The organism is Clostridioides sp. GD02367, assembly GCF_045900275.1.
Lineage (GTDB): Bacteria > Bacillota > Clostridia > Peptostreptococcales > Peptostreptococcaceae > Clostridioides > Clostridioides difficile_A.
Genome location: NZ_JBJODK010000011.1, coordinates 59,546 through 72,172, shown reverse-complemented (window position 1 = coordinate 72,172; position 12,627 = coordinate 59,546). Strand labels below are relative to the sequence as shown.

Below are 12,627 nucleotides of genomic sequence, written 5' to 3'. Positions count from 1 at the left end.
CCTTTAAATTATCTCTGATGGTTTTGATATTTTACCAGTTATAGCTGATGCTGCTGCTACAGCTGGGCTTGAAAGATATACTTCTGAATCAACATGCCCCATTCTTCCTACAAAGTTCCTATTTGTTGTTGAAATTGATTTTTCTCCTGATGCAAGTATTCCCATGTGACCTCCTAAACAAGGTCCACAAGTTGGAGTGGAAACTGCTGCTCCTGCATCTATAAATGTAGTGATATAACCCCTTTCTATAGCTTCAAGATATACTTGTTGAGTTCCAGGGAATATCATTACTCTGACTCCATCTGCTACTTTTTTACCTTTCATGATTTCAGCTGCTACTTCAAGGTCTGATATTCTTCCATTTGTACAAGAACCGATTACAACTTGGTCTATCTTTATATCTTTATCAATCTCATCTACTGTTTTAGTGTTTTCAGGAAGATGAGGAAAAGCTACTGTCTCTCTTAATTCAGCTAAATCAATTTCATATACTTCATCATAAACAGCATCTTCATCTGCTTCATATACATTTACATCTTTCGTTATTGTTGTACACTTATGTGAATTTATATATTCCATAGTTTTATCATCTACTGAAAAAATTCCATTTTTAGCACCTGCTTCTATTGCCATATTACAAATAGTAAATCTATCATCCATAGATAAATACTTTACTCCATCTCCGCAAAACTCCATTGACTTATAAAGTGCACCATCAACGCCTATCTTACCTATTATATGAAGTATTACATCTTTACCACTTATCCATTTATTTGGTTTATTCTTCAATATAAATTTTATTGCTCCAGGTACCTTAAACCAACATTTTCCTGTGGCCATGCCTGCTCCCATGTCAGTTGAGCCTACTCCAGTGGAAAATGCTCCTAAGGCTCCATATGTGCAAGTATGAGAATCTGCACCTATAATTACATCTCCAGCTGTTACTATCCCTTTTTCAGGAAGAAGAACATGTTCTATTCCCATCTCTCCTACATCAAAGAAATTTATAACGCCTTTTGACTTCGCAAAACTTCTTGTAAACTTACATTGCTCTGCACTTTTTATATCTTTGTTAGGTGCAAAGTGGTCTAAGACCATTACTACTTTAGTCTTATCATAAACATCTTCAATACCTAATTTTTCGAACTCTCTAATGGCTACTGGTGATGTTATATCATTTCCTAAAACTATATCTAAATCTGCTTCAATTAGCTGCCCTTTCTTAACCTCATTTAAATTAGCATGTTTTGCTAAGATTTTCTGTGTCATAGTCATCCCCATCTTTTACTTCCTCCTCAATATAACTTTTATTTATCGCGTTCATAAGTGCATTAATAGCTGCTGTATTTATATTTTCTGATATACTTACACCAAAATAGACTTTATCATTGTGTTCTATCCCTACATAAGCGACACCTCTTGAATGTGAGCCTTCTTCTAATGCATGCTCCCAATAGTACCTGAATTTGTAATCTTTCATGCCACATTCTTTTAATGCATTATTAAACGAATCTACAGGTCCATTTCCTATACCAACAATTCTTTGTTCATTTCCCATGTAAGTTACTCTTGCGGTCATCTCAATCATATTAGTATCATTAGAATCATCATTTTCATAGTTTAGTTCATCCATTGATTTTATTTTATATTTTTTAACTTTATAAGGGCTCTCAACATCAATATATTCCTTCTTAAATAAGTTAAATATTGCTTCACTGCTAAGTTCTTCCCCTATTCTATCAGATTCCATTTTTACTACATTTCCAAAATCAGAATGCATATTCTTAGGTATCATAAATCCATAATCTGTTTCCATTATATAAACAGCTCCTCCTTTTCCGGATTGGCTATTTATTCTAATAATCTCTTTGTATTCTCTTCCTATATCATGAGGGTCTATTGGTAAATATGGAACTTCCCAGTAATCATTAGCTCTGTTTTTCATTGCTATCATGCCTTTTCTAATAGCATCTTGATGAGAACCAGAAAAAGCACAATGTACAAGATTCCCTGCATATGGATGTCTATCATGGACTACAAGTTTTGTACATCCCTCATATATTTCTCTTATCTTATCAATATTGCTAAAATCTAACTCTGGGTCTATTCCTTGTGTATAAAGATTAAGTCCGACATTCACTATATCCATATTCCCAGTTCTTTCACCATTTCCAAATAAGGTACCCTCAAGTCTATCTGCCCCAGCTAATAATCCAAGTTCACTTGCTGCTGTACAAGTCCCTCTATCATTATGAGTATGCAAACTTAATATGATAGAATCTCTACAACTTACATTTTCACAAAACCATTCTATTTGGTCTGCATATACATTTGGTGTTGCCATTTCCACTGTTGATGGAAGATTTATTATCACTTTCTTTTGTGGAGTTGGCTTCCAGACATCTATCACTGCCTCACATATTTCAAGTGCATAATCCATTTCTGTTCCTGTAAAACTTTCTGGTGAATATTCAAAAGTAAACTCTGTCTCTGGATATTTTTTTATCTCTTCATTGAACAATTTTGCCCCTTCAACTGCTATATCTATTATTTCTTGCTTACTCATATTAAAGACTACTTCTCTTTGAAGAATTGATGTAGAATTATATAAATGTATAATTGCTTTCTTACACCCTCTTATTGATTCAAATGTTTTTTCTATAAGATGAGCTCTGGATTGTGTAAGAACTTGTATAGTTACATCATCTGGAATCATATTCTCATCTATTAATTTTCTTAAGAATGTGTACTCTGTATTTGATGCTGATGGAAATCCCACTTCTATTTCCTTAAATCCTGTATCTAAAAGCATTTTGAACATTCTGACTTTTTCATCTACACTCATAGGTGTTGGTAGTGATTGATTTCCATCCCTTAAATCAACACTACACCAAATTGGAGCCTTAAATATCTCTTTGTCTGGCCATTTACGATTTTCTATTTGCATTTTTCCATACTTTTTATACTTTCCATATTTCATGTTATTTCCCCCTTTTATGTTTTTTGTATCCAGTATACCTTATATCGACGCAATCCTACCCCATTTAATTCATAAGAATAAATATTAATTTTATCATTAGAATAAAAATAACCCCATCTCTAGTAAAATTAGAGACGAGGTTTTGCTCGCGGTACCACTCTATTTAGCTTTCTAAAAAGCTCTCTTAGTAATAGCCAACATAAATAATTATAATGACTATATTTCCTATAACGTGGAATTACTCCGATTATCCTAAGACATAAATCTTAGGAAACAGCTCCTAGACAAGTTCAGAACTATCAACTACTAAATCACACCATACTTTAGCTCTCTGAAAGTTTCATTGTTCTTACTGCTTCTATTCATCGCTTTTTTAATCATTTAAATTTTCTAAATATTTTGATTTAATAGTTATTATATACACATTAAAATATATTGTCAACACAAAAAAAATAAATATCTATATTTTTTTATTTTTTATTTTTAACAAGTAATTTTATAAACCATGCTAACTATTGAAAACAGTATAGTGTTATCCCTTAAATTTTTTCAACTTTTCGTCTATAATATTTAATAATTTTTTTTCATCTTCAAAGCTCAGTGCACTCAATCTTATTTTATAATTAAAATCGTCTGTGTATATATTTAATACTTTTTTTACCACTTCTATTTTTTCTATTATTTTATAGTTAAACTTTTGATTTTTTTTGGATTTTATACTGAATATACATTGATTATTTATTAATATTGAATGATTATCAAGAGTAAGATACACTTTTCCCTCATATTTATTAAAAAAATCACGTCCTTGTTTAAAAAGAAAAACTGCTGTTACTATACATAAAAGATATAAGATTTTAGTTGAATATATAAAAATTGTAGCTAAAATTACAAGTGCTAAAAGCATATATATAACCATTCCTTTTTTAAAATAACCATTGTCATAATAATTCATATAGATAAACTTATTTTTACTCAAATTTTTTCACTCCCACGATTCTAAAAATTTATATCAAAAAACTCTATAATTTCGTCTTCATGATAATTTATGACCAATTCATCTGGGAAATCTACTGATTTTAAAACTTTCTCTGCATTTTCAAATTCGCCTATAGAATAACATATATGAGAGTCTGTACCAAGAATCACTCTTACCCCATGTGTTTTACATAACATTAGCATGTGACTTGCATTTTCCCAAGTTCCAGTTCTATGAGAGTTTGAACTTAATGAGGAATTATTTATTTCCAAAAGAATATTTTTTTCTTTAGCTTTCTTTACTATAGATTCATAATCTAAAGGATATCTACTATCATCTGGATGACCAATTATTTTTACTTTAGGTTTATCCATTACATTCAAAATAGCATTTGTATTTTCTTCTTTTGTTCCTGAAATTATACAAGGTCTATGAAGACTTGCAATTACATAGTCTAGATGCTGTAACATATCTTCCTGAACATCTAAATTTCCATCATAATCCATTATATTTCCTTCTATTCCTCTAAGGACTCTTACATCTTGTACTTTTCGTGGAAGTAGATGTAAATTATAAAAATAAAATGGATGTGGCCCTCCTGGCATATTAGGTCCATGGTCTGATATTCCTAGATATTTTATATTTTTATGAACTGCTTCTTCGACATTTTCTTTAAAAGTACTATGTGCATGTCCACTTATTAAGGTATGACAATGTACATCTATAATAGACTTTTTCATTAAGTTTCCTCCTGATATTTTATATAATTTTTTGTAGATAGCTAAAGGGCTATTTCAAAACTAAAGCTGTCATAATAGACAGAGTAATGTTTTAAAACAGCCCCATTTTAAATTATTTTATACTTCTAAATCTTTAAATTTATCTTTAAATAATTCTCCAATACTTCCTAAAGATTCCTCTACTTCTAGGTATTCTGTTATATCTTCTTCTGGCTCTCTAGTCGCTTCTTTTACTGAAACTAACATTCTTTTAGTCTTTGGTTTAAAGTCAAGAATTTTAACTTTAACTTCATCTCCAATATTAACAATATTAGTAACTTTAGCAACTCTAGTATCGCTCAATTCAGATATCGGTAAATAAGCATCTACACCTTCTTTAATTTGAACAAAAGCTCCCTTTTCTATTATTCTAAGAACTTTAGCATTAACAACATCATCAATTTTCACTTCTTTTGCTATTAAATCCCATGGGTCATTATTTATGTCTTTTAATGCTAATGCAATTTTTTTAGTATCTTTATTTACATCTAACACATAAACTTCTACTTCTTGACCTTCTGAAACAACATCTTCAACATTTTCAACCCTTGCCCAAGCTAAATTATTTATATGTGCTAATCCTTCAATTCCACCAATATCCACAAATGCTCCATAAGACATTATCTTCGTTACTTTACCATCTCTTTTTTGTCCAACTTCAAGAGAATTAAATAATTCTTCTTTTGCTACTTTAATACGAGCTTTTTCTTCTTCTCTTTCTTGTTTGATTCTAGCTCTTTCAGCTTCTTTTTCTGCTTTAATTTGAGCTCTTCTTTCTTCTTTCTCTTTATTTATACGTTCTTGTAATACATCTCTATGAGATGCTACAAGTCTATTCTTTCTAATATCAAAGTCTCTTATATAAACTTCTAAATTAAGACCAACAAATTTAGATGTATCTGTAATAAACTTTGTATCAAGTTGAGAGATTGGTATAAAAAATGTATATGTATTGTAATTAGCAAATACACCTTTGTCTATATTTTTTTCAACATTTACAGTTATTATTCTATGTTCATCATAAGCTTTTTGTAATTCTGCAAAATCATTTCTTTTATCAAGTTGTAATTTAGATAAAGTTATTGTCCCATCTTTTTGAGATACTTTTGTTATTACAGCACTTACTTCATCACCTATATGGTATAAGTCTTCTATATATTGATTTTTTTCTATGTTTAATTCACTTATAGGTATTATCCCATCAAACCCGTAGTCTAATCCTAATTGTACTTCATCATTTCTCACTGCAATTATTTTTCCAGTTATTAATTCTCCAACTTTCACTTTGCTGAATACTTGTTCTTGCTGGTCAAGTAATTCTTGCATTGTTAAATCATTTTCCATTATATAAACATCCTTTCCTTTTATTAATTATCATATCTGTAAATATTATACCATTAATATTGCAAATACTTACATTTTTCTTATTGTAATTTTAAAAATTAATTCAACTTTATATCTTTATACATTATAGAAAATATCTTATTAAATTAAAATACAAATTCTAATTTTTATCTATTAAAATATTTTCATGGAAATTTTATATTATATATATTATTCTTCTGTCGTTTTAGATTTTGATAGAGAGCTTTTATAAAATATAAAGAAACAGATTGCTGTTATAGTAGCTGCTGTTATATCTGCAATTGGCTCTGCTAAAAGTACTGCAAAAAGTTTTTCATTAAAAAATGTTGGAAGTATAAATATTAAAGGTATCAAAAGTACAACTTTTCTAAGAAGAGCTAAAATCAAAGATATTTTTGCTTTTCCAAGTGCTAAAAATGTTTGTTGACAAGCTAGTTGAATTCCAAACATAAAAGAACCTGCAAAATATATTTTTATACTCCAACTAGTCATGCTAAGTAACTGCGGATTCTTATTAAATATACCAACAAAAAATGCAGGGAACATCATAAGTAGAATCCACAAAATAGTAGAATATGTAAAACATGACAATAGGCACAATTTAAATGTCTTTTTGACTCTATCAAGTTGTCCTGAACCATAATTGTAACTTATTATTGGTTGTGCTCCTTGTGTAAAGCCCATATTAGGAAGCATAAGAATTTGCATTATACTACTCATTATAGCCATTGAACCTACTGCTAAATCTCCTCCATACATCTGCAATTTACTATTTAATGCTATAAGTACTAGACTTTCTGTAGATTGCATTATGAATGGAGATATTCCTAACCCCAAGACTGGTAATATAATACTTACTTTAGGTATCATATACTTCTTTTTTATCTTAAGTATACTTTTCTTTCCAAATAGAAACACCAATACCCAAATAGCGGAAACACCTTGTGCAATTATAGTGGCTAATGCAGCTCCTTTTACACCCATATTAAGACCAAATATAAAAATTGGGTCAAGTATTATGTTTATCAAAGCACCTATAGCAACTGTAATCATACCAGTTGTAGCAAATCCTTGGGTATTTATAAAAGTGTTCATTCCCAGTGAGATTTGAACAAATACTGTACCTATTAAATAAATTTTTAAATAATCCATTGAATATCCAATAGTAGATTCACTTGCCCCAAACATCCAAAGCAAAGGCTCTTTTCCAATCTGAAAACCTATAGTTAAAAGTATTGCTAAAATCACTAATACAGAAAAACTATTACTCATTATTTTCTCTGCACCATCATTATCTTGTTCACCCATTTTTATAGCAGCTAATGGTCCTCCTCCCATACCAATTAAATAACTACATGAAGTTATTATAATTATTATCGGAAATGCTACTCCGACACCTGCCATAGCAACTTCTCCACTTTCCATTCTTCCAATGAAAATCCTATCCACTATGTTGTATAAAACATTTACGATTTGTGCAATAATAGCGGGCGTAGCAAGTTTAAATAACAATTTTCCTACACTTTCATTTCCTAAATTAGTGCTTGAATTTTCCACCTTAAAACCTCCTTAGTCTATTAATTAAAATTTATTGTGATTGAAATTTTATTCTATATAAAAAATTTATTTTATTAGTAGGAAAATTTTTAGTACTTTCCTCACAAATAATACTATACTATATTTCTTTAGCCATAGTAAACATTTTAGAGCAAAATGAATTTAAATGATACTCACAAAAAAACTATCCAAACATATTGCTTGGATAGTTTTATATTATATGTAGAGAAAGTGCTGAAACTATAACTCCTGATAATAAATTACCAATAAATACTCCTACAAAGGCATCTTTTATTCTCATTTTTAGTATAGAAGCTATAGCAGATGCGGTCCATGTTCCTGTAGTTGGAAGTGGTATCCCTACAAATAGTATTATACCTATCATTGAAACACTTTTTAATTTTTTCATTCTTGAATTTATTTTTCTATCAATTGTATCTGCAATCCCTTTAAATAATTTTTTCCCTCTTAAAAATTGCAATACATGCCTAAATGTTAATATCAAGGGAATCGATACCAAAGTAGAACCAATTACACTAAATACATAAACCCACATAGGATTTAAACCCATTGCAATACCTATAGGAATGGCTCCTCTTAATTCTGTTACAGGAACCATAGATAAAATTAATATGTGTAAATATCCCAAACTATTCCCTCCTATTCTAAGTGACATTAAGTTATGAATTTATTCGTTCTATAACCTCACCATTCTTTTTACTAACCAAAAAAGCATTTTTAGCTAATGAAAGCATAGGTAAATCACTCTTAGAGTCCGAATATGCATATGAATTTTCATAATCAATCTCTATCCCAAGCTTATCTAATACAGCCTTTATTCTATGTATTTTTTCAATTCCCTTACAGTTTTCCCCCACAAATTGGTTTTTATATCTTGAATTTTCATAAAACAACTCAGTGCCTATGACCTCATCTGCAAAACCATAATCTTTAAAGTATTTCATATACGCATATGGAGATGCTGTTATCATAATTATAATATTATGTTCTTTTTTGTTTTTGTAAATAATTTTTTTCATAGACTCGTTAATTTTTTTCATAATACAGTCATCAAAAAAAAAATTTAAATCTTCTTCACTAAAATCTACTATTGGATGAAAGATTGCCTCTTTTGCTCTTTTCAAAGGTACTATTCTAAGTAAGTACATAGCTAGAGTAAAAACAATATATGGCAACTTTATAATAGTTTTAAATGTTTTATTTTTTAAAGAATAAATAAAAAAATCTAACATGCTATCAGTATTTATAACAGTATAATCTACATCGAGTAATAATACACTTTTCTTCATAAGTATTTCCTCATCCTCTCACTAAAAAATTAATATTATTAAACATGCAATTATCCACAATATTACGTTTATTTTTAAAGCCCAGTCTTTTAATACAATCTCGGTAGGATTTCCTTCATTTGTAGTGTTAATTATATAATTATATCTAAGTACACCATAAACTACAAATATTGTTGTAAATATCATACGTGGTTTTTCTGGATTACTTGTAGAATACAAAGCATAACACACAATTGTAGAACTTAACATAACTACCATCATTTGATTTAGATTTTCTATGTCATAATCTTCTAGTATCTTTCTATGTTCAATTGCATCATCTCTTAAAGTCTCTATTTCTTTTTTACGTTTTCCAAAAGCTAAGTACAAAGATAAGAAAAAGGTACATAATATTATCCAATTTGATAAGTTTACATCTATGGCTACACACCCTGCATAAACCCTAAATATAAATCCAAGAGATATTGAAAACACATCTAATAATATTATATTCTTTAATTTAAGAGAATATAATATATTATTTATCAAATAAAGAACAAGAATTATAGTCAATCTGAAATTAACAACTATTGATAAACTAATTGAAATCAAAGCTAATATTACAAATAGTATATTAGCATTTTTTTTACTTATTCTCCCACTTGCAACTGGTCTATTACGTTTTTTAGGATGTTTTTTATCTTTATCCATATCTATAGCATCATTCAATGCATATACTGATGATGATATAAGACAAAAACATACAAATGCAATAAATGTCTTTAATAGTAAATTTGTATTTAGTATGTTATTTGAAAAAATTATAGCCGAAAATACAAAGAAATTCTTTATATATTGCTTTATTCTCATTAGTTTTATATAATCTGAAATTTTAGTAAGAAGCTTTACATTTGTATTTGTCTGTTTCATAAACTTACTACCCTTTCAATATTATTTTTTAAACAGGATATGACTTTATCCCTATATTTAAAATTTCTATAAATCCATTTACATTACTAATTATTATAGTAACCAGTAACAATGATAGAAATATATTGTACATATTTTTTTCATTTTTTCTAAGTGCTTTAGTGAAATAAGCCAATAAGACTATAACTGCAAAACTAAAATTTATAGCCATTATACTTGAATTAACTAGATTATATCCTATTATTCCATGTAAAACTAAGTTGAATATAATTATTCCCATACATAGTTTAGGAACTCTTTTTTCTGAGTTTTCAATAACTGACAAAACACAAAAACAAAATGCTAATAATGTAAGAATAACTGGTATTGTCGCAACTTCTCCATTTTGCAAAAACAGACCTTTTTTAAGCTCTGCTCCAGGAAAATAAAAAACTGAATACAACAATCTTTCTATAATCATTGCAATTTTTTCTAAAATTGGCCCACTTCTTATAAATTTCGTGTCATACTGTATTACATTGCCAAGGTTCATAAAACTCTCATAAGATTTCGTTGAAACTACACAAATATATGCTATTAAGATAAATGTAGCTAAATGTTTTAACATTTTTCCTAATTTTAGCTTAAATTCAAATATAATATTAAAAAAATACAAATATATATTGCTAATAGTTATTCCAAACAAAGGGATAGCAGCTAATTCAACCAAATAAGAATTTTTTCCTTTCATCTTATTTGCAATAAGTATAAAAAATATTAACGAAAACTGACTATATATAAATCTCTCTACATTCAAAGTCATAAATAGTTGTGGGAAAGAAAATATCATTATCATAGTAAGTAAAATTAAAGTTAACCTCTGCATTTTTATCTTTTTAATATGATTAAAAACTAAAGTTATAGACATCGCGCTAGTTATTATTTGTAGACAAATCAATCCAAATCCATAAGCGCTATTAAAATCGGCTGTTCCTGGATTTGCTATTGATGTACAAAATAAGTATATTGGATATGCAAAAATTGATATAATTGCTGAAAATAATATGTGTTTGCTATTATCTTGATTTATAGCAAATACATTTAAATTGAATAAAACGCCAGTATCTGTATCTAATAACACATCATAAGTATTGTTCAAATCATAAAATATAGTGGTTTTTGAAAAAAATATCTTAGTTATTATTAGATAGGTTATTACAACTAATATAAACAACAACATCTCATTTTTGTATTTTAATATTTTACTCATCAATATATATCACCATCCATTCATTATATAGGATTTGTTACTACCTATAATTTATTCCCTTAATTTTAATAGTCGCCTTTATAATATCCTTACTTGTTTTATTTTAATTGAATAAGTCTTTATTTACAACCACAATATTCACTTTATTAATGCTATATTTAAATAGATACTATATATATAGTATTTATTAGTAAAGTACAAAAACATAATTTAAGGAGACAATATTATAGCTTGTCTCCTTAGATACTAAAACCATATTCTAAAGTATTCCTAAATAATGAATTTCTAGCATAATATAAATTAATTACACTGTAACATTATTAACTCCATCTTCTTCCCATTTTTTAATCTCTTTTAATCTATCGATTATAGGTAAATGCTGAGTACATTCAATTTCACATTTTCCACAAGATATACATTCTTCAGCTTTTGCATCACTATTCATTGTATAATTCCAATGTCCTAATCCATAAACTAATTTTGTCATCTCTTCATCACTCTTTTTAAACATCTGCTTTTCATTATAAAAAAGCATATAAGCTGGAGTATTAATACCTTTTGGACATACCTTACAGTACCCACATCCTGTACATATTTCATTCATATTTTGATTTAATCTTGTTTCAATGTCATGTATATCTTCATCTGAATAAATTCTATTTTCATCTGCAATCTTACATGCATCATCTATATCTTGCTTTTTATTAAATCCTATCAAAGATACGCTTATTTGTGGAATTCCTATATTAAACCTTAAGGCGGCTTCTATAGTGCTTTCATCCTCTTTTGCTAAAAAAGAAAGCTCTTTATTGTATTTTGGAATAGTTCCACCACTTAATGGATTCATAGCTACAACACCATATCCATTATCAACAGCATATTTAGCTCCTTTTAATCTATATGGAAAGTTTAATATATTGATTCCCATAGTTACACCTTCAAACTTATTTTCATCAAGAATCTCTATAACTTCGTCTCCTGGCTGATGTGATGAGAATACTATATGGTCAATCAATCCTTCTTCTTTACATTTTAATAATCCTTCATATTGACCTCCAGGTCTCATAGCTAGTTCGTAATGCTCCATCTTTCTAATATTCCATACATGATAAAAATTTATTTTAGATACGCCTAATCTCTCTATTGATTTTTTTACAGCTGCTATAGCTTTTTCTGATGTATCACAAACTTTTGGTTTTTCTTTAGTTGATACATAAAAATCAGTTTTACCTTCCGCCATCATTTGTCTAAAAGCTAGTCCAAATATATCTTCACTTCTATCATCACAGTACCCTGGTGCTGTATCAAAGTAATTAATACCTTTTTCATATGCATATTTAACTAAATCGGCATTTTCTTGATTGCTTTTCTCTAAATCAAACCTTAATCCACCATAACCAACTACTGAAACCATTTTCCCTGTTTTCCCATATTCAACGTATCTCATTATAAACTCCTCCTTAGATATATTAAGACTTCTTCTCTTTACAAAAAATATT

The 12,627-nt window shown here is 28.5% G+C and carries 11 protein-coding genes and 1 other annotated feature; all 11 genes read right to left on the bottom strand.

The genetic code is table 11. The features are described 5' to 3' along the window. Positions 1–3: 3 nt before the first annotated feature. Positions 4–1,281: a 3-isopropylmalate dehydratase large subunit gene (gene leuC / locus Q3223_RS14340; RefSeq protein ID WP_407812119.1), complete on the bottom strand. Its 1,278-nt coding sequence runs from the start codon at positions 1,279–1,281 to the stop codon at positions 4–6. Beyond that, positions 1,238–2,980, bottom strand: coding sequence for a 2-isopropylmalate synthase (leuA, locus tag Q3223_RS14335; RefSeq protein WP_407812118.1), 1,743 nt, complete (start codon positions 2,978–2,980; stop codon positions 1,238–1,240). Before leuA ends, leuC begins: the two co-directional genes overlap by 44 nt. A 127-nt stretch (positions 2,981–3,107) precedes the next feature. Continuing rightward, positions 3,108–3,355: a binding site (T-box leader), on the bottom strand. Between the two features lie 157 nt (positions 3,356–3,512). Next, entirely contained in the window at positions 3,513–3,959 is a 447-nt protein-coding gene (locus tag Q3223_RS14330) for a hypothetical protein (protein WP_407812117.1), read from the bottom strand. Positions 3,960–3,979: 20 nt separating this feature from the next. Beyond that, positions 3,980–4,699 (bottom strand): phosphatase, encoded by a 720-nt coding sequence (locus tag Q3223_RS14325; RefSeq protein WP_054269531.1) that lies wholly within the window; start codon positions 4,697–4,699, stop codon positions 3,980–3,982. 117 nt (positions 4,700–4,816) lie between these two features. After that, on the bottom strand, positions 4,817–6,082 hold the full coding sequence (locus tag Q3223_RS14320; RefSeq protein WP_054269530.1) for a 30S ribosomal protein S1: 1,266 nt from the start codon (positions 6,080–6,082) through the stop codon (positions 4,817–4,819). A 210-nt stretch (positions 6,083–6,292) separates the two neighbouring features. Beyond that, positions 6,293–7,660 carry an MATE family efflux transporter gene (locus Q3223_RS14315; RefSeq protein WP_054269529.1) on the bottom strand — a complete coding sequence of 456 codons (1,368 nt, stop codon included), beginning with the start codon at positions 7,658–7,660 and terminating at the stop codon, positions 6,293–6,295. A gap of 211 nt (positions 7,661–7,871) precedes the next feature. Further along, a complete protein-coding gene (locus Q3223_RS14310) occupies positions 7,872–8,309 on the bottom strand; it encodes a small multi-drug export protein (protein WP_074178277.1) in 438 nt (145 codons plus the stop codon). A 31-nt stretch (positions 8,310–8,340) separates the two neighbouring features. Continuing rightward, positions 8,341–8,970 (bottom strand): HAD family hydrolase, encoded by a 630-nt coding sequence (locus Q3223_RS14305; RefSeq protein WP_407812116.1) that lies wholly within the window; start codon positions 8,968–8,970, stop codon positions 8,341–8,343. 21 nt (positions 8,971–8,991) lie between these two features. Continuing rightward, positions 8,992–9,879: a decaprenyl-phosphate phosphoribosyltransferase gene (locus Q3223_RS14300; protein ID WP_243194111.1), complete on the bottom strand. Its 888-nt coding sequence runs from the start codon at positions 9,877–9,879 to the stop codon at positions 8,992–8,994. Between the two features lie 28 nt (positions 9,880–9,907). Beyond that, positions 9,908–11,128 carry a DUF6080 domain-containing protein gene (locus Q3223_RS14295; protein ID WP_223153215.1) on the bottom strand — a complete coding sequence of 407 codons (1,221 nt, stop codon included), beginning with the start codon at positions 11,126–11,128 and terminating at the stop codon, positions 9,908–9,910. Positions 11,129–11,432: 304 nt separating this feature from the next. Next, a complete protein-coding gene (locus Q3223_RS14290; RefSeq protein WP_074178278.1) occupies positions 11,433–12,575 on the bottom strand; it encodes an aldo/keto reductase in 1,143 nt (380 codons plus the stop codon). Positions 12,576–12,627 lie beyond the last annotated feature (52 nt).